Genomic DNA, 25,120 nt, shown 5'->3' on the forward strand with positions numbered 1-25,120 from the left:
GAAATACAGGAGCACACGATGAACAGATCGGCCGCTTTCATACTTATCGCCGGAGCCCTCTTCCTGATGGCCTCAGCAACCGCGTGGGGGCTCACCGTCTCCCCTCCCCACGATGCCAGCAGCGGATACTCCTGCGCCAGTTGCCACATCTCCCACCGGACCCTCGGCGGAACGGGCTACAGCAACATCTGCCTCAACTGCCATAGGCCGGGAGACCCGAAAGCAGGCGGCATGCCCTTTACCGCGGCCGATTTTGCCAATCCCTTCGGTTCCTACACAAACACCAGGACCGGAACCCCTTACCAGACTTCGCACAACTGGCAGGGACCGGAAACCAATGCCCGTGCAGGAGCACTCCCGCCGGTTCAGGCGCTGATGACCACGGGCAGCCTGCGCGCCCGTACCAACTACCAGCTCTCCTGCGTCCGCTGCCACAACCAGCATGACAATACCTATCCACCATTCCTGCGCATGGCGAACGACCAGGACCAGATGTGCCTGGACTGCCACCGCCAGCGCAATACCGTTGACCAGATGCAGGGAACTCACCCGGTCGCCGTCGATTACGCATCCATACAGGCGGCAAGCCCTGCCGCTTTCAAACCCTTCTCCACCAGCAGCGGACTGACGCTCCCCGGCGGCAAGGTTCTCTGCAGCAGCTGCCACAGCGTCCACTACACCGATTCACGGGCCGGCACCCAGAAAGGCTCCGCGAACTTCCTCAACCTCTCAACCGGTGACGGCTACATCCTGCGCACCTCGCTGCACGGCGCCACAGCCAACACCGTCAACCTCTGCACCGACTGCCACATCGGCAAAAAGACCCATAACGCCAGGAACCAGAACGCCCAATGCGGCGACTGTCACGGCGGGCACGTTGATCTCGGCGACGGCACCACGCCGAACGTCTGGCTGGTTCGCCGCCAACTGACCTATTCCTCGGTGAGCCGCTCGGCGCGGCCGTTCCAGGCGATCTTCACCTCGGTCACCCGGAAAAACTACAAGAACCCGGCCGGCACCGGCATCTGCCAGGTCTGCCACGTGGTCCCGGTCGGCACCGGGTATCCTACCGACCACGAATCGAATGATCCTGTCGTCTGCAACGCCTGCCATGGCCATAACAGCGGCGCCGGATCGTTCAGCGTCGGTGCGGGCGGGTGCTCAAGCTGTCACGGCTACCCGCCACAGGGAAATACCGCCGGCGGACCGCGTGGATATGCCGTCTATAACGGCACACCTTCTCCGTTCACCAACGAATCGACCGGCGCTCATCCTGCCCATGCCGCGATCCCCTACCAGAAGGCATGCGTGGAATGCCACCGGGGGAACACCCACATAACCGGCACCTTCACGGATGTCTTCATCCTGGCCGGACCGATCCTCTCCATCTATACCAGCCAGATCAAGCCGCAGTACGACACTACGGCCATGACCTGCAGCAATGTCTATTGCCACTCCAACGGTGCGCCGCGCGGCGGCACCCTGACCGCAGTTGTGGCTCCCTCCTGGTCCCAGGCCCTGGGCGGAGGCGCAGGCTCGATCATCGGCACTGCCAACGAATGTTCGAGCTGCCACGGCAGCACTGCTGCCAATATGACCACCAATTCCCACTCCGCCCACCTGGCAGGCGCCATCGACTGCGCCAAGTGTCACACCAACACGGTCAATCCGGGCAAGATCATCAAGGACGTGGTGTTGCACGTCAACGGCACCAAGGACGTCTACTTCGATGCCATCAACCCCGGTGGGGTAAAAACCGTTGTCAGCAATCAGCTCGTCTGCTCCAACCTCTACTGTCACAGCAATGCCCAGGGGGTCGGCGGCACCGGCAGCGTAACCTATCGCACCCCGGTCTGGGGCGGCACCATCAACGGCTGCGGCGGCTGTCACCAGAACATGGCAACCTTTGCCGTCATCTCCTCGGGAAGCCATAAAACCCATGCCAATACCCAGCAGTACAGTTGCTCTCTCTGCCACAACACCGGCTATACCGCATCCGCAGTGACGGCGACGACCCACGTGGACAAACAGATCAACGTCGTCTTCACCGGCATTGCCGTCGGCAATGCAACACCCTACAGCAAGACTGTCGCATTCGCCCCCGGCACCGCCTACGGCACCTGTTCGAGCGTCTACTGCCACAGCACCGTTAAAGGCGCATCACCGGTCTACAAGACCGTTACCTGGGGTGCAGCCGCCCCCTGCGGTGCTTGCCACGTGAACATGGCCAGCGATGCAGGCGCCACCGGCAGCCACATCCAGCATGCCCAGACTGCCGGCTATGCCTGCTCGGTCTGCCACAGCGGTGCAGGAACCGGGACGCTCCTCCACGCGAACCGCCAGATCGATTTCTCCTTCACCGCAGCAGGAGCAGGAACCACCTATTCGGGTGGCACGGCTGCAAGCCCAACGGCAGCCTACGGCACATGTTCGACCAGTAACTGTCACGGTGCCCAGAATCCCACCTGGGGAGCCAATACCGGCAAGATTCGCTGTGCCAAGTGCCACGGCTACCGGTCAACTCCCTGGAATGCCCTGAGCGGGGCAACCGCTGCCACCGACAGCAAGGCCGGCACCCACTTCAACCATATCTCGTCCACCACCTACAAGTATTCGCGCCCCTTCAGCTGCGCCGAATGCCATGCCACCTCCATTGCGCTCATCAGCGACGACGTCAACGCCGCCGGCCACTTCGGCGCCACGCCCGCAGAGGTGAGCTTCGGCACCCTGGCAAAAACCGACGGCCTGACCCCGTCGTACTCCGCGGGGACCTGCTCCAATACTTACTGCCACGGCGCATCGCTCCCCGATGGCGCCACACCGACCAGAGTGACGCCGACCTGGAATTCACCGTTCCTTACCGGTGCCAGCAGCGACTGCGGCAAGTGCCATGGCAACCCGCCGAATACCTCCGGTCACGGCGCCGTTACGGCCGACCTGTGCAACGGATGCCACAACCACGTGAACAACAACCGAACCTTCAACGACCTGAGCAAGCATATCAACGGCCAGCTTGACGGCGGCGAGTCTGCCGGCGGAGTCGACTGCACTCCTTGCCACAGCGGCTTTGCGAATACCATGAATACCGACACTGCCTCCTACCACCACGTCGTCAATCCGGCAACCCTGGACTATAACTCCACCGACAGCTGTCTGCGCTGCCACGCGGACCACAATATCTTCAGCCCGATCTACAACCCGTCCAATCCATCCGTTTCCCAGCGGGGTCGGAACCTGCTGGTGGCACCGTTTACCGTACCCACCCAGTCCAGCCTTACCGCCACAACCAACACCGACTTTGACGCGACCAGCGGCGGGCTCTGCCTCACCTGTCATCAGTCGATTGCAACCAAGACACTTACCTCATCCCGGCAAAAAGACGACGGTACGACAACCAACGCGGCCGTGCCCAGGGTCACCTACACCGCCTCGATGCACAATTACACGTCTTCCTCGGCCTTCAGCGACGGCTCGAAGTTCAATGCCAACTGCGTCAAGTGTCACAACGCCACCAGCGGCGAGACCAGCCTCTACCAGACATCGGCCAACCAGTTCGGCCTGCACGTCAGCGCCGACCGCCGCCTCTCCGCCACCATGGGCGCTCCGGTCAAGGATGCCCAGGAAGAGAACTTCTGCTTCCGCTGTCACAGCCAGGCAGCCGACAGCCTGCCCGGAACGAAGAAGGCCGCCAACGGCAAGGACTGGTACGGCTCGCAGGCCATGTCCACTACCTCGGAGGATACCTTCAAATCGTTCTCAACCAGCACCAGGGTCTATCGCCACAACCTGAAGAACTACGTCGGTATCCATCGTCCGACCATCCAGGATGAAAATCTGGCTTACATCAGCGCCAACAAGCATGTAGAGTGCGCTGACTGCCACAACCCACACATTGCCCAGGCCGGCACCCATGCCACGGGGAGCACGACCCTGGCCAATGTCCTGCTCGGCGCCTCGTTTGTCAGCTATACGCCGGGCGCCAGCAACTGGACCAACGGCAGCTATGGCTATTCAGCCTTTGTCAACGACAATGCCACTGCCACGGAAGCCGAATACCAGATCTGCTTCAAGTGCCACTCCGGCGCCAATACCAACGTCGCCACCTGGGGGGGAAGCGGTGCCGCTGCATGGACCGACCTTGGTCTGGAATTCAACCCGAACAACGCATCGCGCCACCCGATCGGCTCGGCCCTCTCGGCGGCAAATCAGCTCGCAGCAGGTGCCCTGACCGGCGGCTGGGTTCCGGGCATGGTCATGACCTGTTCCGACTGTCATGCCACCGATTCAGCGGCATCTCAAGGCCCGCACGGCTCTTCGGTCAAGTGGATGCTCAACCCCAACACGACCGGCACCAAATACAACAACTGGCCCTACACCTCGGCAGCAAGCAACGGAACCAGCAGTTCCACCGGTTACATAAACGGTACCGGCAGCTCCACCTTGCCGAACTCAGGTCAGGTTTTCTGCCTGAGCTGCCATGTCTGGAGCGCCGGCGGTGCGGGCCACACGCAAAGAAGCGGTGACCATGGCGTTGCATGCGTCCGCTGCCATATCCGTGTTCCCCACGGCGGCAAGGTGACCCGCTTCATTACCGATGCAAACGCAACCATACTCGGAGCGGGAGTCTTTGGTGCCGGCGGTTCGGGCATACCCCGCAGGTATGTTCCGGATGGCAATGGCACAGCCTTTACCGGCATGACGGAATTCGTGAAATCTACCGGTGCCTATGGCAAGAGCAACTGCGGGACAAACTGTGGCGAGCACAATGCCACGGCAAGCGCCGCAGGGACGAAGGAAAACTGGTAATATCCCCTGAGGGGCGCAGCTTGGCTGCGCCCCGAATAGAGCTCTTTAAACAGAAAAGCCCCGCTGAAACCAGCGGGGCTTTTCTGTTTCCGACATGTCGACGAAAGCTACTACTTTTTGAGCAGCTCCCGGCCAAAGGGAGAAATCTCCCGCAGCCGCTGGATGATGGGAGGAAGTTCGCGGATGACCGCATCGATCTCGGCGTCGGTGGTGAAGCGGGAGAGGGAAAAACGGATGGAGCCATGGGCGCAGGTGAACGGCACCCCCATGGCACGCAGCACGTGCGAAGGCTCCAGGGAACCGGAGGTGCAGGCGCTCCCCGAAGAGGCGCAGATCCCCTTCTCGGAAAGGAGCAGCAGGATCGCCTCCCCTTCGACAAACTCGAAGGCGATGGAAACGGTGTTGGGAAGCCGCTCGGCGCCGCCGCCATTGATCCTTGCTGCCGGAATGATCGCCATCAGCTCCCGTTCCAGGCGGTCGCACAGCCCTTTTACCCTGGTGTTCTCGTCATGGAGGAATTCCCCGGCCACCTGGCAGGCCTTGCCCAGGGCGATAATGGAAGTCGTTGCCTCGGTGCCGGCACGGCGGTTCCTTTCCTGGTGCCCGCCGACCAGGAAAGGACGGAACGGCGTCCCCTTCCGCAGGTAGAGAGCCCCGATCCCCTTGGGGGCATGCAGCTTGTGCCCGGAGAGCGAAAGCATGTCGATGCGCGATTTCGCCATGTTGAGGGGGATCTTCCCCACCGACTGCACGGCATCGGTATGGAACAGGACGCCCCGCTCCTTGACGATCCCGGCAATCTCCTCGATGGGAAAGACAACGCCGGTCTCGTTGTTGGCATGCATGATGGAAACGATGGCGGTGTCGTCGTCTATGGCCCGCTTCAGCTCATCCAGGTCGAGACGGCCGGCGCTGTCCACGTTCAGTTCCGTCACCCGGACGCCATGCTTGGTGAGGTTGCGGCAGAGGGTGAGGACCGCCGGATGTTCGACCCTGCTGGTGATGACGTGCCGGCGGCTGGGAAATGCCTCCAGCGCCGAGCGGATGGCAGTGTTGTCGCTTTCGGTGCCGCAGGCGGTGAAGATGATCTCCTCAGGCTGGGCGCCCAACAGCGTTGCCACCCGCGCGCGGGCCTCGTCGACCTTTTTCTGCACCTGCCCGCCGAAGAAATGCATGGAGCTGGGGTTGCCGTACAGCTCGGTGAAATAGGGGCGCATCTCCTCGAAGACCGCGTCATCGACCCGGGTGGTGGCGTTGTTGTCGAGATAGATCTCTTTCATCCCTCCACCTCCTCGACGACAATATCGTCGCTCACCATGTCGCGCAGCTTCTGCTCCACGAATTTGGCGGTGAAACCCGATGAAGCGCAGCCGGCACAGGCCTTACGGAAGGCGATCTGCACCGTCGGGCCGGCAATGTCGATCAGTTCCAGGTCACCGCCGTCGGTCCAGAGCTGCGGCCGGATCTCGTTCTCCAGCACCTCCTGGATCAGCTGCATCTTGCGCAGGTTGGTAAGCTTCTCCGGCTTCTTGGGGGGTGCGGCCTGAGCCTCGCCGAGGACTTCGGCGATCAGCTCCTTGATCCGGGGGATGCAGCCACCGCAGGCACCGCCTGCCTTGGTGAAATGGGTAACCTGCTCGGCCGTATGCAGCCGGTTCTGTTCGATCACCTTCTTCAGGAAGCCGTCGGTCAGGCCGAAACACTTGCAGACGATCTCCCCTTCCTGTTCATGGTCGTGCCCATGCCCATGGGTCGGCACCGGACCGCCGCGATACTTGGCAATGGCGACTTCCAGCGCCTCCTGCCCCATGACGGAACAGTGCATCTTCTCCTCGGGCAGGCCACCGAGAAAGTCGGCGATCTCCTTGTTCGTCACTGCCAGCGCCTCGTCCAGGGTCTTCCCCTTGATCATCTCGGTCAGGGCCGAAGAGGAGGCAATGGCACTGCCGCAGCCAAAGGTCTGAAATTTTGCGTCGACGATCCGTTCCTTCTTGTCGTCGAGCTTGAGGAAAAGCTTCAACGCATCGCCGCAGGCAAGACTGCCGACTTCGCCGATGGCATCGGCCTCGGGGATGTCGCCCACGTTGCGCGGATTGAGAAAATGCTCCTTCACCTTATCGGTATAATCCCACATGGTCCCTCCAGTGTGAATTTTTGGTCAGTATAGCGCAAAGACGCAGAAAACGCAAAAAGGACTTTTTAACTCCTCTTTCACGTCTCCGGCGTCCTTGTCTGCTGCAAATCTCAGATTCTCAGGACTGCTGGATGAATGCCTTGCCAGCAGCAATGATCGCCTGCAGACGTTCTTCCGACGACGATTCGCCATAGAGGCGCACCACCGGCTCGGTGCCGGATTTACGGAACAGGAGCCAGCTTCCGTCTTCGAGAATGAACTTGTTGCCGTCCAGGGTCACCTTCTCCTTTACCTTCAAATGGGCGAATTCGGTCGGCGTGGCGGCAATCTTTGCCGGGAATGCTGCTTCCAGCTCCGCGGAGAGACGGATGTTCTCCCGCTTGGTCAGATACCGCCCGACCTTTTCATAGAGACGCTCCAGCAGCACCCTCACCGGCTGCCCCTCGTGCGCGACCATTTCTGCGACCAGGAAACATGCCAGGATGCCGTCCTTCTCGGGTACATGCCCCTTGATGGTCAGACCGGCGCTTTCTTCGCCGCCGATGACGATCTTGTCCTGGCTGATCAGTTCGCCGATATACTTGAATCCAACCGGCGTCTCGAAGACTTCGATGTTGTGGTGACGCGCCACGGCATCGATCAGGTGGGACGTGGCAACGCTGCGTGCAACGCCGCCGCTGATCCTGCGGACCCGCACCAGGTAGTCGAGCAAGAGGGCAATGATATAGTTCGGTTCGATATAGCTGCCGTCGTCATCGATGATACCGAAACGGTCGGCGTCGCCATCAGTGGCAAGACCGAGCCTGATGGTGGGATCGCTTTTAACCAGGCCGATGAAGTCCTGGATGTTTTTTTCCGCCGGTTCAGGTGGGAAGCCGCCGAAATAAGGATCGCGCTGGTCGTTGATCTGGCGGAAGGAAACGCCGCGGGAAAGGAGCGGCGCATCGAGGTAGCCGCGAGCCGTTCCATAGAGCGGATTGAGGGCTATCCCCCCTACCCGGCCGACTGCGTCGAAATCGATCTTTGTGGCAAGGTCGGCCAGATAGGCGGGCCTGCAGTCGATCTCCTCCAGGAGCCCCTCGCGCAATGCCTGATCGAGCGGCCGCTCCTTATAGCAGATCTCCCCCAGCATCTCGTTGGCACGCCGCTCGATATCGCCGGTGGTTTCAGGCAAGGCAGGCCCGCCCCAGGCAGGAGAAAACTTGATGCCATTGTATTCAGGAGGGTTGTGACTGGCGGTGAAATTGATGGCACCTGCCACCTTGCGCCGCAGGATCTCGAACGAGATGACCGGAGTCGGGGTGTCGCGGTCGCAGAGCAGGACCTTGATGCCGGCGCCAGCCAGGACCCTGGCCGATTCGCGGGCAAAACGCTCACCCATGAAACGGGAATCGTACCCGATGATCAGCCCTTTTTCCCGCTCCCCCTGGCTGATAACATGATCCGCGATGGCCTGGGTGACTACCCTGACATTTTCAAAGACAAAATCCTCGCACAGAATGCCCCGCCAGCCCGATGTGCCAAATGCAATCCGCGTCATGGCTTCCCTCCTGAAGATACTGATAAATACGGGCATCCGGAGCGTACAGGCGCTGCAGAAGGCCGTGCATACAGTAGATTAATATACCCCCCCACCCTAGTCAAGGGAAACAGTTGCAGCTAGGCGAAATCGCCGGGGATTTTTACAGTTGACTTAAAGCGCGGAAAATTGGTAGATTGAATTTTACGCACGAAACAGCGGATATAGAAGAAGAGGAGGAAGACCAATGCAATGCCAAACCGTGCTTCGCGGTACCGAATGTACATTCTGGGGAAACCAGGGGTGTGTGTTCTCTGGCGGCAGCTGCCAGGTTGTCGTGGAGAACTGCGAAGGATGTGAGCGAATTGTCGAAGGCTCGATCGGACGTGTCTGCAGCGCGTATCCCGCGCCGGGCAAGAAATGGTCCGAGGGGCTCTGCAACTTTGCCACCCATGTGAAAGTCGAGATCAAGAGCGAAGAGACCAAGATCAACCCGCTCAAGGCATCCAAGAAGGCCGCAGGAAGCAAGAAGAAGTAGCAGTTCTGCCGACTCGGAAAAAGGGAGGCTTTGGCCTCCCTTTTTTGTCTCCACTGAAAGTTTTTCCCCTTCGTGGTACAACCCTTCATCGTGACGCTGACATGGCCTATGAGTCGTTAACCTGCCCCCACTGCGGCGGGGCGGTAAAATCCTACCGGAATCCCATTCCTACCGTTGACATCATCATCGAGATCGATGGTGGTATCGTACTGATCGAACGACGGAACGAACCGTTGGGGTGGGCACTGCCGGGTGGATTCGTCGACTATGGGGAAACCCTGGAACATGCAGCTACGCGGGAAGCCCGGGAGGAAACCTCGCTGGATATTGTCGACCTGCAACTGCTGGGCTGCTATTCGGACCCGGCCCGTGATCCGCGCCACCACACCATCACGACGGCTTACATCGCCAAGGGGAAGGGTATCCCCAAGGCGGCGGATGATGCCGCAAGCCTGACGGTGTTCCCGATCGATTCCCTGCCCGCCCGACTGTGCTTCGATCATGCCCGTATCATTGAAGATTACCTCCGCAGGAAAAAACCCTCCCACTAGGCAACAGTATCACTCCGGCAATACTTCCCTGTCGGCTCCCTTGACGGTCTTCCCCTGCATGAATTCCAGCACCTTCTCCGGAGGCATGGGCCGGCTGAAATAATAGCCCTGCATCTCGTCACAGAGCTTACCCTTCAGAAAATCGAACTGCCCCTTGGTTTCTACCCCTTCGGCGATCACCCGGAGGTTCAGGCTGTTTCCCATGGCAATGATGGCCGTAGCAATGGCGGCGTCGGTGGAATTGGATTCTACCTCGCGGACAAAGGTCTTGTCTATCTTGAGCGTATTGACCGAAAAACGCTTGAGGTGGGAAAGGGATGAATAGCCGGTGCCGAAATCGTCGATGGAGATATGGACCCCCATGTCGCGCAACTGATTGAGAACCGCAATGGTGAAATCGGGATTCTGCATGATCACGGTCTCAGTGATCTCAAATTCCAGGTGTTTCGCAGAGAGGCCTGTTTCGGCAAGTGCCTCGGCAACGACCTCGATGAAATTCCGCTGCTGGAGCTGGTATCCGGACAGGTTCACGGCAACGACCATCTGCCTCAACCCCTGCTGCTGCCAGGCGGCATTCTGTGCACAGGCCTCCTTAAGCACCCACTCCCCAATCGGAATGATCAGACCGGTTTCCTCGGCAAGCGGGATAAATTCCGCTGGAGACAACAAGCCCAGGTCGGGATGCTCCCACCGCAGCAGGGCTTCAAAGGCGGTGATCTCTCCACTGAGGATATCCACCTTTGGCTGGTAGTAGACAAGGAACTCCTTGTTCTCCACGGCCTTTCGCAGGCTGTTTTCCAGCACGAAACGCTTGTGGGCGTTTTCGTCCATGGCCGCATCATAAAATTGATAGGTGTTGCTCCCTGCCGACTTGGCAGCATACATGGCGATATCGGCCTTCTTGATCAGATTGTCCAGGTCCTCGTCATCGGACGGATAGACACTGATACCGATACTGGTAGTGACGAACAGTTCATGCTCTTCGATGATATGCGGGGTTGCAAGCGTTGCAAGAATCTTCACTGCAACCCTTTCGGCGTCCCCTGTATCGCGCATGTTTACCAGTATGATGAGAAATTCGTCACCACCAATGCGGGCTGCCGTGTCAACCTCGCGGACACATGACGAGAGCCGCCGGGCAACTGACTGGAGCAGCTTGTCTCCGACGGGATGGCCAAGGGTATCGTTTATGATCTTGAACCGGTCAAGGTCGAGAAACAGAATCGCCATGGAAAGCCCTTCCCGATGGGCATGGGCACGGGCCTGCCTGAGACGGTCATACAGCAGCATCCTGTTGGGCAGCCCGGTCAGCGTGTCGTAATGTGCCAGATGATACAGTTGTTGCTGGGCGAGCTTTCTATCGGTGATGTCACGGCAGATCCACCAGACAGCTGCGGGTCGGCCATCATGGTAGCTGCAGGTAAGACTTCCCTCAAGGGGCACGTTGCTGCCGTCACTGGAAAAGACGGCTGTTTCGATGATCTCGGAACGGCCATATTTCAGGGCGTGTTCCATCCCAGTGACATAGGATTTCCTGCCGGCAGGGTGAATCAGTTCATTGACTGTTTTTGCATTCAGCTCATCACTGCCGCAGGCAAGGGCCTGGTGACTGGCCCGGTTTGCATAGATGAACTTCCCCTCAGGGGTCGTGCTGAAAATCAGATCGTTGGCCGTATCAATGAAATTGAACAGTCGTTCCTCGCTCTCCTTCAACAGACGCGACTCGGTCCTGATCACCCCCATAAGAAAGGTAGTCACTCCCGCGCTCACTCCGTTAAGGATCGTCACCCAGAGCCAGCGAAGCGCAATGTAGAGGAAATCGTTATGCAGCCCTTCTACCACAAAAGGCATCTGGACGTGCCTCAAGACACCGACATAATCCAGGGTCAGGAGTGCGCCATACAAAATGGCGCCAAAGGCACCGACAAACCAGACATCTGACTTTTTGTCGAGCAGAAAGGCCGCCTCAATGGTCACGACCAGATAGACGGCCCAGAACCAACTGGACACCCCACCGCTGACATGGATAATGGCAGTCACGAAAAGGATATCGAGAAGGATCTGGATATGATTGGCAAACCGGAAGGAACGGAGCTTTTCGTACCGGAACTGGTAGAGGGCATTGTAGCAAATGACTGACAGGACGCTGAGAAGGAGAACCGTTTTCTGTTCTGTCGACAGAAAGAAGCCGTACCTGCTGAACAGGAACACACTCCCTGCGGAGAGGATATATCCGCCGATGAAAAATAGAAGCAACCAGCGCACCCGGGCAACCAGGGAGTTGCGGACCGCATCTTCGGTAAGGGCCACGGAAGATCGTCCGTTGCGCTGGCCGCTGAAACGGTGGGTCAAGGCATCATGCCATGTTATGCGCTCTTTCTGACCACTGCTCGTCATGCGACAGTCGATCCTCTCAGGGACTGTAAATCGAAAAAAATGAGAGTTCCGGTGCTTCTGCTATGATACCGAGTTCAGCGGCATGGCGGTAAAACAGGGAAAGCCCTGCAAGCTGCTGCTCATCCAGGTCATATGAGATGATGCGCCAATAAGCTGCTCGCTGCTGCGCGCTCATCCAGTCGAGTCCCGTCGCTTCTGCAGCATAGCGCTCAAGGCGCAGCTTCGATAGCTCTTTGGCCTTCAGGAGGGACTGCAGTAGAAGAGCCACCTCTGCGTGTTTGCCGGCAACCGCGGCCCGGTTGACAATCCAGAGAGCAAAGACAAAGGGAAAACCGGTCTGCTGCTGCCAGATGGCTCCGAGATCGTAGACATGACAGTGCGCACCGGCAAGACTCTCCTTCAGCGCCATGTCACCGATCAGAAGCAGCGCATCAAAGAAGGAAAATGCCTCGGTCAGCGGTAACCCGGTACGCTGGTACTCGTTTGCAAAACCATGAAACCGGTTGAGGATGATCTTGAGAAGCGCCACCGAGGTATCAGACTCGTTGGTAAGCCCGATGCGGGCACCGTTCAGTTCCTGGAGAGGTTTTCTCGAAAAAAGGAGCACACTCTGCACCTCCCCTACGGCGCTGATGGAGAGATCGGGGAGTAGCCAGTACCTGTTGGGGTCGTTACCGTAGACGATGGAGGATGAAGGGCAAAGATCTATCTCGCCCTGGGCGAGAAGGCCATTCAGAACAGCAGGAACACCGCTGATATAGCTGTATTGAGCATCCGGACACAATTCCCGGAAGGCCATGAACAACGGAACACAGTTGGCATACTCGATCTGTCCAATCCTGACGGTCATCGGTACCCTGCCTTGCTGGTTCTTACTGCAGTTACGGCACGAGAGATATCATGACCCCGAAAAAAAACAAGGCGAGGGAAGCTCGCCTTGTTCATTGGCCATGAATCTGTCGTGTCATTCACTCTCGGCAACGTAATCCTGATAGTCCTCAACATTCATCAGCAGGTTCAGCTCGTCTTTGTCGTTGAGCTCCACCTCAACCAACCAGCCGCCGTCATAGGGGTCGTCATTGACAAGCTCCGGTGCATCCTGCACCTCCTCGTTCGAGGCCAGGACCAGACCGCTGACAGGAGCATACAGATCGGCAACGGTCTTGCGGGCTTCGATCGAGCCGAACGAATCATCCTGTTCGAGCTCAAAGCCGGCATCGGGAAGTTCAACCGCTGTGATACCTCCGAGTTCGTGCTGTGCATAATCCGTAATACCGATGACTGCCTTGTTGCCTTCGATACGGACCCAGAGATGTTCCTTGCTGTATTTCAGTTCTTCGGGGAAGTCCATCACATTACTCCAAAACAATACGCTCAAGGAAACTGGTATCGATGTTTCCTTCGATGAAATCCTTGTTGGCCATTATCCGCTTGTGAAAAGGTATGGTCGTTTTTATACCATCGATGATGTATTCGTCAAGAGCTCTGGCCATTCTGCGGATGGCATCCTGCCGATTTTCGGCATGGACGATCAGTTTTGCAATCAGTGAATCGTAATGCGGTACGACCGAATAGTTGTCATAGACAAAGGAATCGACTCGAACCCCCAGCCCTCCGGGAGGATGATAACCGGTAATCCTGCCGGGGCATGGCGTGAACTTGACCGGATCCTCGGCATTAATGCGGCATTCTATGGAATGGCCGTTGATCTTGATATCGCTCTGCTTATAGCGCAGTTTGAGCCCTGCTGCCGACCTGATCTGCTCACGAACGATATCGACACCGGTAACCATTTCGGTGACCGGATGCTCAACCTGGACACGAGTGTTCATCTCCATGAAATAGAAATTGTTCGCCTGGTCCACCAGGAATTCCATGGTGCCTGCACTGTTGTATCCCACGGCCTTGGCAGCGCGAACCGCAGCCTCCCCCATTGTCTTGCGGAGTTCGGGGGTACTTATGGCGGAGGGGGCCTCTTCGATGAGTTTCTGGTGGCGACGCTGGATGGAACAGTCACGCTCGCCAAGATGGATGACGTTGCCATGCTTATCGCCAAGGATCTGGATCTCCACATGGCGAGGCCGTTCGCAGTATTTCTCGATATAGACTTCAGGATTGCCGAATCCGGACTGAGCCTCTGCGCGGGCAGTGGCAAAGGCGTTGGGAAGGGTTGCCGGGGAATGGACAATCTTCATCCCTCTGCCGCCGCCACCTGCCGTCGCCTTGATAATTACCGGGAAACCGATCTCCTTGGCAATCCTGACCGCCTCATTGACATCGTGAACCCCTTCCTTGGTCCCGGGAAGGATGGGAACCCCTTCCTTGATCACAGCCTGGCGGGCACTGATCTTGTCCCCCATTATGCGCATGCTTTCTGCTGTCGGCCCGATGAAGGTGATGCCGCAATTCTCGCAGATCTCCGCAAAAGCGGCATTTTCAGAAAGGAAGCCGTAGCCGGGATGGATCGCCTCGGCATCGGTCAGTTCTGCCGCACTGATGATGGCATTGATGTTGAGATAGCTTTGCAGACTCGGAGGGGGGCCGATGCAGACACTCTCATCGGCAAGCCTGACATGGAGAGATTCGCGGTCCGCAGTTGAATAGACGGCAACTGTCTTAATGCCGAGTTCACGGCAGGCACGGATGACTCGCAAGGCGATCTCGCCACGGTTGGCAATGAGTACTTTATGGAACATATGTCTTCTCCTGGAAACAGAGCGCAAAAAACGCAGGGAACCGATGGAAGAAGCATAATCTGTCTTCTCTATCCATCCGTTCTCCTGCGCTCTATGGCTGTATTAGGCCCGCTCAACAAGAAAGAGGTTGTCACCGAACTCGACAGGTTGAGCGTTTTCCTTGCAAATCTTGACGATCTTGCAGCGATATTCCGCCTCTATCTCGTTCATCAATTTCATGGCTTCGACGATGCAGAGGATCTGCCCCTTCTCCACGACCTGGCCGACTTCCACATAGGGGGGGGCATCGGGAGCAGGTGCCCGGTAGAAGGTCCCGACGATGGGGGAAGTGATTGGATCCCCCTTTTCAACAGGCGCGGCAGCGGCGATTGGCGCTACTTGCGGTACAGCGGCCACAGGAGCGGCCTGAGGAGCTGCCATGACTTGGGGAGCCTGCACATGCACGACTTCCGTGTCGCTCCCACGTTTGATCCTGATCCGCTCCTCGGGGTTTTCCATCTCGAACTCGGTGATATCCGTCTCGGTTACCATCTTTATCAACGTCTTAATATCTTTGATATCCATCTTTCTCTCCTTTTCAGACGTCAGGGATGATCCCCCTGGCATATACACGAAAATCCGCGGGTTACAACACCCGCAGTTCCTTGGAAACCTTGGTAAGTAATCGGCAACCCGATGATTCCACCACCACGGTGTCTTCCAGCCTCACGCCACCCAATCCGGGGATGTATATCCCCGGCTCGATGGTAAAGACCATACCTTCTTCCGCAACAGCATCACTTCTGAACGACACAACCGGCTTTTCATGGACCTCCAGGCCAACCCCATGCCCGAGTCCATGCCCGAAGTAACTTCCGTAACCCTGCTCGTCAATGAACGAACGTGCTATCGTATCCAGATCCTTAAGGGCGACTCCCGGCTTCACCGCTGCAATGGCCCGGTCGTGAGCCTCCTTGACGACTCCGTAGATGGTACGCAACCGCTTGTCAGGCTCCCCCACTGCTACGGTAACCGTCTCGTCGGAATTGTAGCCGTTGAGACGTGCGCCGAAGTCGAAGGTGACCAGTTCACCAGCCCGGATTGCCCGGTCGCTTGCCCTGCCATGGGGAAGTGCACCCCGCTCGCCGGATGCCACGATGAAATCGAAGGCCTTGTCATCGGCCCCCCCTCGCTTCATGGCAATCTCCAGTTCAAGCGACAGGTCCCGCTCTATGGCACCCGGTCGTATGAGTCCAAGAATACCGCACAGCGCCTGTGAGGCGATACCGGCACAGGTATCCAGAAGGGCAATCTCAGCGGCATCCTTGATCGTGCGAAAGCTGTCAACATCGTCCTTGAGCGGAAACAGTTCCAGGCCGGGAAGTTTCCCGGCAAGCTCATCGCGAAGCGCAACACTCACCTGTGTCGACTCAAAACCGACGGTTCGACAGCCTGCCGCACTCACCAATTCGGCGATAGAGTCCAGCTTGTTGCGGTATTCAACCACGTCATAGCCATTGACTTCACTCTGAGCCTGGGTTGTATACCGGGAATCAGTCAGGAACCAACCGCCACGTGGCGTAACCAGAAGCACTCCGTCACTGCCTGTGAATCCCGCAAGATAACGGATGTTGGGGAGACTTGTCACCAGCAGCACATCAAGGGCATGACGCTGCAGACATTCCCTGGCGAAAAAGTTTCTGTCTTGTAGCACAATCATCAGTCGATTACAATCCCTTTTTAATATGGCTAAAAATGGCGCGAAGCCCCAACAGATAACTGTTTACACCAAACCCGGAGATTTGGCCGACAGCAATCGGAGCCACGTAGCTGTGTCGGCGGAATTCTTCCCGTGCATGGATGTTGGAGAGATGCACCTCAACAACCGGAAGCTGCACGGCAGAAATCGCATCACGAATGGCAATGCTGGTATGCGTATAGGCAGCAGGGTTTATGAGGATTCCGTCAAAAACGCCCCTCGCATCTTGAATGGCATCGACCAGGGAACCCTCGGCATTTGACTGAAAAGTCGTCAGTTCCATGCCCAATTCACCGGCAAGAACCTGTAATTCTGCGTTCACATCCGCCAGGGTCTCGCGGCCGTACAGTTCGGGTTCCCGGGTCCCCAGCAGGTTGAGATTAGGGCCGTGGAGAACAAGTATCTTCATCTGATGCCTCACTGATGCAACTCGTCGCGCAATAGAGGTGCATGGAGCCTGAGCAGGTAGCGCCCCTTGCCAAAGTTACCGTCTGCCTGCAGCAGCAGGACAATAAAAAATTCCTCACTGATGGCACGAATGGCAATACGGACCTCCCCGGTGCTGATGGATACTTCCTCCATGGCGCCAGTTTGCAGGACGTCAACGGTGCGTTTGATTTCCTTGAGAAGCGTGGCATACTCAACGGCCAGAAGCTGAACATCTAGTGCTTCATTGGCGCGGATATACTCGTCAATGGCTATCCCGTCGTAGCCCATGATCACGGCTCCGATAGCGCCATCTATCTGCGCCACTATGCTCTCTAAGCTCTCCCTGAACGACATTGCCGAACCCTCCTGATTGTTTCGAGCCATTCCTCCAGCCCTGCAATGGCTGCATCTTCTTCCGGAGCAGCACCTGTCTCTCCCGAAGCAGCACCGGGCAGATCCCAAGCAACGATAACATCTGAAGCAGCTTGTACAGTCACGCTTTCACAGGAATCGTGCATGCTGCCAATTGCATGTATCGAAGAAGCATCAGCTTCTGGCTCCAGAGTTCCCTGCAGGAAAGAGAGCCGAGCCGCATAGCCGCCATTCATTGGCTCTTCAGCAGTTAATTCAGAATAGATGTTTATTGCCTCTTGCAGATGCCCTTGAGAAACGTAGAGTTCGGCCATGGTCGCCGTTTTGAACGGTACCTCGCGAACCGTCTCTTCGTTCTGGTCAGAGGAAGATCCTTCCTGGAAATCGGCATGTTCCGCAGCAGGCTCATCGACAGTCGAAGCGTAAACTTCCGTCAACTCATCATCGGGAACTTCTTCATACAACTCCTCGATCAATTCCAGTTCGGCGTCATCCTCAGCTTCAACAGCCGATACAACCTCGATACGGTAGTCTGCATTACCCGATTGCCATCCGTCGGAAATCTTTTCTGGAGTTTCACGATCATATCCCGCTTCTGAAGCAGACGAGCTCTGCAGTGATTCAAGGGTAATTCTGCTCTCAGAGTCCGCGGGGTTTGCCTCGAGCAGTGACTCAAGAGCCCTCTGCGCGAGAGTTGTCTGTCCCAACTCTATATAGACCTGGCTCAACAGCTTTTGTGCCAGAAGGTTATCCGGCGTAAACTTGACTACATATTCAAGTTCGGAACGAGACTCTGCGATCATCGCTTTTTCGAAATACGCCCTGCCCAGAGCAAGATGCCCACCCACATAATCGGGGTGCAACCCTGTCCCTTTTTGTGCAACGGCTATGGCATCATCAACGAGTCCGATGCGGCGGTAGAGTTCGGCAAGTGGAGCGAAACAGTATGATGCCGGGTCTTTGGCCAGTGAATCTTCATACTTCTTGATTTCGGTCCAGAAAGATGTCGTATCCTTTTCCATCTCATTCTCCTATGCCACACGAGGTCAGGAGTGGGTGAAGGTCAACTACTTTTGTGAAACTGAAATCACCTATACCACGATTACAGACGAATGTAATGCCACCATCTCGAACCTTTTTATCCCGAAACAGGGCAGACATATATTCTGCAGCAGTAAAGACCGGCAGTACTGATGGTAAATCGAGACGCTGGATCAGATTTCTGATCCTGACTGTGTCGTCCTGCGATGCAAATCCACACAGCTCCGAAAAAGACGCGGCAGCGACCATTCCAATCGCCACTGCTTCACCATGAGTATATTGCTGGTAGCCGGTCAACGTTTCCACTGCATGCCCAAGCGTATGGCCATAGTTAAGAACTGCACGGATATCTGACTCACGCTCGTCTCGAGCAACCACATCTGCCTTGATGCTGCAACAACGGCTTATCAGCTTCGTCAACACTGACTGATCACGTCGAAGGATCGGCTCCACATGCTCTTCCAGAAACAGAAAGAGCTCCCTGTCCAAAACTACCCCGTATTTGACAATTTCTGCCAACCCTCCCAGAAATTCCCGTTCTGCAAGGGTTGAAAGGGTAGCAACATCTATCATCACCAGAGCCGGCTGATAAAATGCGCCGACAAGATTTTTCCCATGGGCCAAATTGATGCCGGTCTTGCCTCCAACACTACTATCTACCTGGGCCAGCAAGGTAGTAGGTACTTGAATGAAAGGGATTCCCCTCAGGAATGATGCAGCTGCAAAACCTGCCATATCGCCAATCACGCCACCACCGAGAGCCACAATACACCCTCCACGGTCCATGCCAGAAGAAACAAGCCCATCGTATATACTGGCTAGTGTGTCGATATTCTTATATTTTTCCCCATCAGGCACCTCTATGCTGTAAACATCAAAACCAGCAGTCCGCAGAGATGATGAAACCTCACTCAGATAAAACCCACCGACGGTGGGGTTGGTTATAATGGCCATCTTCTTGCCCAACCCCAGGAGGGTGCAGGCCGTTCCCAAATCCTTAAGGTTTCCGATTCCAATTTCTATCTTGTAACTTCTATCCTGCAAAGCAACAATCAAGGTATTAGTTTCAACACATTCTGGATTTACCATAGCAACTATTCACCCCTGTTTTTTAGCCACAGTAAAATTATCGACACAATTTCCATAGGAGCCTTACCGGTAGTTTCTAGCTTGAAATCACATTCATCGTAAAGATGTTGCCGTTGCATAAAGAGCGCCCTCAGGCGCTGATGACGACTATCTCCCCGTAGCAGAGGACGGCTTGTGTCCCCGGTGAGCCGTGCGTCAATGGTCTCAAGAGAAGCCGCAAGATTAATGACATATCCCGTATCGCGCATAAAGCAACGGTTCGTCTCTCGAAGTATGATCCCCCCACCTGTCGCTACAACCAACGCCGCAGTTTGATCAAGCGCATGCAGCATGGCAGACTCCATATCACGAAATCGCTCTTCACCAAGAGTGGCAAAGATATCAGAGATGCTTTTCCCGGCATCTTCAACGATGAGCGCATCCAGATCGACAAACCGGCAACCCAAATTTTCTGCAAGCAACTCGCCCACGGTGGTTTTGCCGGTTCCCATGAATCCTGTCAAATATATTCTGATCATCAGAACGAACGGAGATACGCAATGTAACTGTTGAAGTTCCGTTGAATCTCTTCAAGCGAGTCCCCACCGAATTTTTCCAGAAATGCGTTGGCAATCTCTCCAGCAACCACTGCTTCAGCAACCACGGCAGCCGCAGGAACGGCACAGGTATCAGATCGCTCCACTGTAGCCTCAAACGGCTTTTTTGTGAGGATATCCACCGATCTCAGCGGCTTGTAGAGCGTGGGAATCGGTTTCATGGCAGCACGTGCAATAATCTCCTCTCCATTGCTGATCCCACCCTCGATGCCACCGGCATTGTTAGTATGCCGGTAGAAACCGCTTGATGCACCATCAGCAATGCGAGCGGATTCATAAAAAATCTCATCGTGAACCAAAGAGCCAGGCTTACGGGCTGTATCAAAACCGGATCCTATCTCGACCCCTTTGATAGCTTGAATGCTCATCAGTGCCATCGCAAGACGTGCATCAAGCTTACGATCCCACTGCACATGACTGCCAAGCCCTGGCGGGACACCGGACACTACGACCTCAATGATTCCACCGACCGTATCTCCAGTCTCCTTGGCCTGATCGATGACATCTTTCATCTTCTGCTCTGCTTCGGCGTCATAGGTAAACAATTCTGAACGGGATGCATTCCCCAGCATGGCTGTCAGTGACAGACCATGCCGCTCTGCGCAGACACCTCCCAACTCGGTGACAAACCCACAGACCCGTATATCAAAAAAGCCCAGTAGAGACTTTGCCACAGCCCCTACTGCAACCCGCATCGCTGTCTCGCGCGCACTCGAACGCTCAAGGATGTTGCGGACATCATGATGGTTATACTTCATGGCACCGGCAAGATCAGCATGACCTGGCCGGGACCTAGTCACCATTATGGACTCATCCCGATAGCACTCGTGTGGGGACATCTTCTCCTGCCAGTTATCCCAATCACGATTCTTCACACTGAGTGTAATTGGTGATCCGATTGTCTTTCCCCATCGAACGCCAGAAAGGATTTCAACCCGATCCTTTTCGATCATCATTCTACCGCCGCGGCCATACCCACACTGTCGCCGTGCCAGATCTACGTTGATATCATCTTCGCCCAAGAAAAGGCCTGCGGGAATTCCTTCTATAATTGCAGTCAGTTGAGGCCCGTGGGATTCTCCAGCGGTTAAGTAGCGTATCATTACTCAGCTCCTCGACAATCTAAATAGACAAATGCCAGGGGAACCCTGGCATTTGCTACAAGCACAGACATTACTGATGAAAATGCAATCTGTCAACTTACGATACGGGGGGTGATGAATATCAGCAACTCCGTTTTGGTTTTTTGCTTTGAGTTTGATTTAAACATCCAGCCGAGTAACGGAATATCCATCAGGAAGGGTACGCCAGAATCCGACTCTGTATCACTATCGACGTAAATGCCCCCAATTACGGTTGTTTCACCATTTTTAACCAACAGTTCGGTAGTGGCTTCTTTTTTGTTTACTGCAGCTGTAGCCCCGGCAGGTGCAGTACCAGGAGAATCATTTTTTGCAGTGATGGTCATAACGATACTGCCGTCTGGAGTAATATGTGGCTTTACTTCCAAGGACAGGGTTGCATCGACTTTTTCCTGCTTGGTCCCCTCTGAAGATGTTGATGGCAGGTAAATCGCCTGTCCTTGTGAAATCTTGGCCTGCTTATTATTAAGAGTCACGACTTTGGGACAGGAGATAATCTTTACTTGCCCTGCAGTTGCTGCAGCAGACAGTCTCATGTCCAATTGAACACCAGCACCAATTTTACCAAAAGAAAGTCCCACTCCCGCACCGTATTTATCAGCAGCATTGAACCCAGAAGTAGGCGGAGCCAAGCTAATAACTCCTCCCCAACCTGCATCTGCTTCGGTGACATTAAGGACATTCGCTGAAGAATCGGTTGCATGCAGAGCCCATTGAACACCGAGATCTCGACTAAATGTAGTTGTTGCCTCGACGATGCGTGCCTCTATGAGCACCTGCTTTTCAGGCATATCAATATTCTTCAACAGAAAGCGCATCTCGTCTATGGCAGAGGGGACATCCTTTACGATGACACGATTTGTTCTTTCATCTCGTGTAATAGTTCCCCTCTCGCTCTTCATTGAAGCAAACTGCTTCTCTACATCGGCAACACTTGCAAAATTAACTTCAAATACCTCGGTCGTAAGTGGCAGCAGCCTTTCACGGACCTTTTTAGCTTCCAATTCTTCCTGCTCTATCGACTTGAATTTCCCTTTCGGCTTTATCTGAATGATATTCCCCTCGCGCTTCATCTCAAGGCCTTTTGACTCAAGAATCACGTCGAGTGCCTGATCCCATGGAACATTTACGAGTTTGATACTGATAGTTCCGGTCACATCATCAGCAATAAGGAAGTTTAAATTACTTACCTCAGCAATCAATTGGAATATTTTTCTTACATCAGCATCAGAAAATTCGAGCGAAACCTTCTTGCCAGTATAGTGCTTCTTTTCTGTGAATTGTGCTGTATATTGTTTTTCCTTGTTCGATTGCTTGATATCCAGACCAGCTTCACTCGCAAGTTCAGATTGAACGGTATCCTCTTTGCCATTACGCAAGGAAGACGAAAGTTCCGGAAGAGGTTTTACATTTTTCACATCACCAACATCAGTATTTCGAATTTCCCAAATTACACGCTCGCCATCCTGAGTAACCGAAAACGGCGCTTCCGCTCGAAGACGGACCAGCAGACGGGCATCATTCCCTGTCTTACCTTTGATTTGATATGGCGTGATTCCTTGGACCACTGAAGCAAAAGAGCTCGTATCAATTGCCCGCTGCAACTTTCGCGCGAGTTGGCAATTCTTGAACGTAAGAGTATACCCTTTTGCTGTTTTTATTGGTTTCCCAGGAGAACAATTTCCGTTTATAGAAACTATAATCAGCGAAGAATCACCCTTCACCTCAAAATCGATTGCGCCTATCGTTGCAGGGCCTTTGTGTCCTGATTTGGGGGGCGCGGCGACTGTATCTACCTCCTTGGTCGTCACAATTGGAGTTGGACCATCCTGATTCTGAGTAAACTGAACTCTAAGGCCGTTCTCATCTTTAATAATTTGATAGGGAGGTAACGACCTTTTAGCATCAAAAACAACTCTTGCTTTCTCAGGAGTCGTGCCGATCCTCGCCTTTGCAATACCCATGGAATTGATATCAATAGACTGACTTTTCAGGGCTGAACGGGCTCCCCAGATATCAATTATCAAACGATCTGGCTTTGAAATCGTGAAACTTTTATATGTATCGACACCTCCAGCAATCTTGATTTCTATCCCATCCTTTTGTAACTCAACAGCAGTGAGGACCCTTTGTACAGGTGATGGCTCAAGTGAAGTCTTCGCCGCCTCAGGCGTTGCATGTTGTTGTTCGGATGCTGCATCTGCAGGTGTCGTCACCTCTTGCTTTACAGATTCGCGTGCGTCTACAGGCTGAACTGGGGTTGGTTGTTCCTTGGGAACTCCATCGGTTGATGAGGGGACGGCAGCAACCGGCTGTTCAGGAACAGTCGCCAGAGCACTCGATGTTTCTGGCGCCAGAGTTGGCTTCGCTTCAACGTTTACTTTTTCCGGTGTTTTCGGAGATCCAAATACAACCAGCAGTTTATTGCCATCTATAGGATTCGGGTTTACAGAAAACTCATCATCAACACTCAAAAGAATTTCAACACGTGTGAGAAAACCCCCTCCAAAACTATGCTTCGCAATAGTAATTCGTTTAATTGTTCCTGCATTGACATCCTGAGACGACAAATTACCCGGCTCTGTCTGTGCAAGATCAATAACGGCACGGGCAGGATTAGCTGTCTTGTAAAAGGTGTAAGTCAGTGCTTTGTCCGCAGAAATTTCAACCTGATTAGCATCTGGAGAAACGATTATGGACTGCAGTGTTGCAGTAGCTGTATTCCCAGCTCCACTTTCTCCGACCGCTGCAAAGGCATAGTTGCCACAAAGCGTTATAAGCATTACTACGGTAAACGCTTTTATCAGCAGCAAACTGAACGGACGCATTTTCATCTGACACTCTCCTTACCTTTTTGCGACAAAGTGAGCCGCACAGTATGTTTCCTTGTTATGCCATTATCGTCGCGAAACTGCTCAAGGACATCAACAGCAGACGCGGTAATGCGTACTATCTTCCCGCTATTGCTACCAATCGACATACCAACCTTTACAACATATCCTTTACCTAGTGGGTCTATGACCAATGCACGGTTTTCTTTCAAACCAGCAATAATCCCAACCAAACGAAACTTGTTGACATCATAGCTCTGGATAGGGAGTGAATCTCCCGCTGATTTACGATTAACTGCCTTCACTGCAATGGTAGGTTGAGAGACAAAAGGTTTAAATGGGTCCTTCTTTTTCGAAAAATCAAGGATTGTTTCAGGCGGCAAAACATGTCGTAACGATGATGTTTGCTTCTGCACAGCCGATGCAGCAGCATCGTTCCTTGTTGATGAGAGCCTCACCTGAACAGGTGCAGAAGCGGACGTTGCCGATTTTGCCGGTGCTTGAACTGCAGGCGAAGGATTTGCCTTTTCATCCTTCGCACACCCAGCTGCAATGAGGCTAACGACCAGGAGGAGAATGTTTGGGATGCAATTACTTTTTCTTCTTGTCATCCTTAATCTCTTTCTTGTCCAGGAATCTGTAGGTTGTTGCCAGACAGTTAACCCGCATCAATTGACGGCCCTTATCCTTGTCGGATTTTAGCTCACTGAAGGTTACATTGCTGATATTGACAATTCTTGGCAAATTACCAACAGCGACAAAAAAATTGGCAATCCCATAAAATGTCCCTGATATCGAAATATCTACCGGTACAGCGGCATAAAAATCTTTGGGTACCTCTGACTTTGGCTTAAACAGCAGGAAATCGAGTCCTGCTGTTTTACCGACAGTGGTTATACTTGTCAGGAGTGAAGGGATTTCTTTTTGATTGGGAAGCTCTGTAAGAACACTTTCAAGCTCACGTTGTAACTGAGCATATTCAATACGATACTTAGGTAACTGATCAGCAATTCGTTTGCTTTCCTGAACTTGGACACGGAGCTTTTCAAGACTCTGTTGCTGCACCTGTAAATCTTTCAACTTTGGTTGTTCAAGTCCAAAAAAGAACCCCACCCCCATCAGAAGCACGACAAGCAACATGATAATGGCTTTCTGTTTCGTTGGGAGCTTCAGTATCTTTTCAATGCTCGGGTCCATGAAATATCCTCGATGCTCTTTTATTCCTTACATTCGAAAATGAG

General features: G+C 54.6%; 21 protein-coding genes. 3 read left to right on the forward strand and 18 right to left on the reverse strand.

Annotated elements, in window-relative coordinates; translation table 11 throughout:
* Positions 1–18 precede the first annotated feature (18 nt).
* On the forward strand, positions 19–4,806 hold the full coding sequence (locus GJT30_14340) for a CxxxxCH/CxxCH domain-containing protein (protein ID MSM40790.1): 4,788 nt from the start codon (positions 19–21) through the stop codon (positions 4,804–4,806).
* Between the two features lie 110 nt (positions 4,807–4,916).
* Here GJT30_14340 and nifS read toward each other — a convergent pair whose 3' ends face one another.
* The 3 genes from nifS to GJT30_14355 form a co-directional block, all read right to left on the reverse strand.
* A complete protein-coding gene (gene nifS / locus GJT30_14345) occupies positions 4,917–6,086 on the reverse strand; it encodes a cysteine desulfurase NifS (protein ID MSM40791.1) in 1,170 nt (389 codons plus the stop codon).
* Complete coding sequence (nifU, locus tag GJT30_14350; GenBank protein MSM40792.1) at positions 6,083–6,940, reverse strand: Fe-S cluster assembly protein NifU; 858 nt, start codon at positions 6,938–6,940, stop codon at positions 6,083–6,085. Before nifU ends, nifS begins: the two co-directional genes overlap by 4 nt.
* A 118-nt stretch (positions 6,941–7,058) precedes the next feature.
* On the reverse strand, positions 7,059–8,480 hold the full coding sequence (locus GJT30_14355; protein ID MSM40793.1) for a phosphoglucomutase/phosphomannomutase family protein: 1,422 nt from the start codon (positions 8,478–8,480) through the stop codon (positions 7,059–7,061).
* Between the two features lie 226 nt (positions 8,481–8,706).
* On the opposite strand from GJT30_14355, the gene GJT30_14360 reads away from it, so the two are divergent.
* Both GJT30_14360 and GJT30_14365 read left to right on the forward strand, forming a co-directional pair.
* Positions 8,707–8,997 carry a hypothetical protein gene (locus GJT30_14360; protein ID MSM40794.1) on the forward strand — a complete coding sequence of 97 codons (291 nt, stop codon included), beginning with the start codon at positions 8,707–8,709 and terminating at the stop codon, positions 8,995–8,997.
* 101 nt (positions 8,998–9,098) lie between these two features.
* A complete protein-coding gene (locus GJT30_14365; protein MSM40795.1) occupies positions 9,099–9,548 on the forward strand; it encodes an NUDIX domain-containing protein in 450 nt (149 codons plus the stop codon).
* Between the two features lie 9 nt (positions 9,549–9,557).
* Here GJT30_14365 and GJT30_14370 read toward each other — a convergent pair whose 3' ends face one another.
* The 15 genes from GJT30_14370 to pilO all read right to left on the reverse strand — a co-directional run bounded on the left by GJT30_14370 (position 9,558) and on the right by pilO (position 25,076).
* A complete protein-coding gene (locus GJT30_14370) occupies positions 9,558–11,945 on the reverse strand; it encodes an EAL domain-containing protein (protein ID MSM40796.1) in 2,388 nt (795 codons plus the stop codon).
* 16 nt (positions 11,946–11,961) lie between these two features.
* A complete protein-coding gene (locus GJT30_14375; protein MSM40797.1) occupies positions 11,962–12,795 on the reverse strand; it encodes a futalosine synthase in 834 nt (277 codons plus the stop codon).
* 114 nt (positions 12,796–12,909) lie between these two features.
* Positions 12,910–13,296, reverse strand: a complete 387-nt coding sequence (gcvH, locus tag GJT30_14380) for a glycine cleavage system protein GcvH (GenBank protein ID MSM40798.1) — start codon at positions 13,294–13,296, stop codon at positions 12,910–12,912.
* 4 nt (positions 13,297–13,300) lie between these two features.
* A complete protein-coding gene (accC, locus tag GJT30_14385; protein MSM40799.1) occupies positions 13,301–14,641 on the reverse strand; it encodes an acetyl-CoA carboxylase biotin carboxylase subunit in 1,341 nt (446 codons plus the stop codon).
* A gap of 102 nt (positions 14,642–14,743) precedes the next feature.
* Positions 14,744–15,205 (reverse strand): acetyl-CoA carboxylase biotin carboxyl carrier protein, encoded by a 462-nt coding sequence (gene accB, locus GJT30_14390; GenBank protein MSM40800.1) that lies wholly within the window; start codon positions 15,203–15,205, stop codon positions 14,744–14,746.
* 61 nt (positions 15,206–15,266) lie between these two features.
* Positions 15,267–16,334 carry a M24 family metallopeptidase gene (locus tag GJT30_14395; protein MSM40801.1) on the reverse strand — a complete coding sequence of 356 codons (1,068 nt, stop codon included), beginning with the start codon at positions 16,332–16,334 and terminating at the stop codon, positions 15,267–15,269.
* A 13-nt stretch (positions 16,335–16,347) separates the two neighbouring features.
* On the reverse strand, positions 16,348–16,788 hold the full coding sequence (gene aroQ, locus GJT30_14400; protein ID MSM40802.1) for a type II 3-dehydroquinate dehydratase: 441 nt from the start codon (positions 16,786–16,788) through the stop codon (positions 16,348–16,350).
* Positions 16,789–16,796: 8 nt separating this feature from the next.
* Positions 16,797–17,162 carry a roadblock/LC7 domain-containing protein gene (locus GJT30_14405; GenBank protein ID MSM40803.1) on the reverse strand — a complete coding sequence of 122 codons (366 nt, stop codon included), beginning with the start codon at positions 17,160–17,162 and terminating at the stop codon, positions 16,797–16,799.
* Positions 17,141–18,202: a hypothetical protein gene (locus GJT30_14410; protein ID MSM40804.1), complete on the reverse strand. Its 1,062-nt coding sequence runs from the start codon at positions 18,200–18,202 to the stop codon at positions 17,141–17,143. Before GJT30_14410 ends, GJT30_14405 begins: the two co-directional genes overlap by 22 nt.
* A 1-nt stretch (position 18,203) precedes the next feature.
* A complete protein-coding gene (locus GJT30_14415) occupies positions 18,204–19,310 on the reverse strand; it encodes a 3-dehydroquinate synthase (GenBank protein ID MSM40805.1) in 1,107 nt (368 codons plus the stop codon).
* Between the two features lie 5 nt (positions 19,311–19,315).
* Complete coding sequence (locus GJT30_14420; GenBank protein ID MSM40806.1) at positions 19,316–19,828, reverse strand: AAA family ATPase; 513 nt, start codon at positions 19,826–19,828, stop codon at positions 19,316–19,318.
* Positions 19,828–21,009, reverse strand: a complete 1,182-nt coding sequence (gene aroC / locus GJT30_14425) for a chorismate synthase (protein ID MSM40807.1) — start codon at positions 21,007–21,009, stop codon at positions 19,828–19,830. The genes GJT30_14420 and aroC overlap by 1 nt, the downstream gene beginning before the upstream one ends.
* Positions 21,010–21,101: 92 nt before the next feature.
* On the reverse strand, positions 21,102–23,882 hold the full coding sequence (pilQ, locus tag GJT30_14430) for a type IV pilus secretin PilQ (protein ID MSM40808.1): 2,781 nt from the start codon (positions 23,880–23,882) through the stop codon (positions 21,102–21,104).
* Positions 23,879–24,490 (reverse strand): pilus assembly protein PilP, encoded by a 612-nt coding sequence (locus GJT30_14435; protein ID MSM40809.1) that lies wholly within the window; start codon positions 24,488–24,490, stop codon positions 23,879–23,881. Before GJT30_14435 ends, pilQ begins: the two co-directional genes overlap by 4 nt.
* Positions 24,471–25,076 (reverse strand): type 4a pilus biogenesis protein PilO, encoded by a 606-nt coding sequence (gene pilO / locus GJT30_14440; GenBank protein MSM40810.1) that lies wholly within the window; start codon positions 25,074–25,076, stop codon positions 24,471–24,473. The genes GJT30_14435 and pilO overlap by 20 nt, the downstream gene beginning before the upstream one ends.
* Positions 25,077–25,120: the final 44 nt, after the last annotated feature.

Source organism: Geobacter sp., assembly GCA_009684525.1.
Taxonomy (GTDB): domain Bacteria; phylum Desulfobacterota; class Desulfuromonadia; order Geobacterales; family DSM-12255; genus Geoanaerobacter.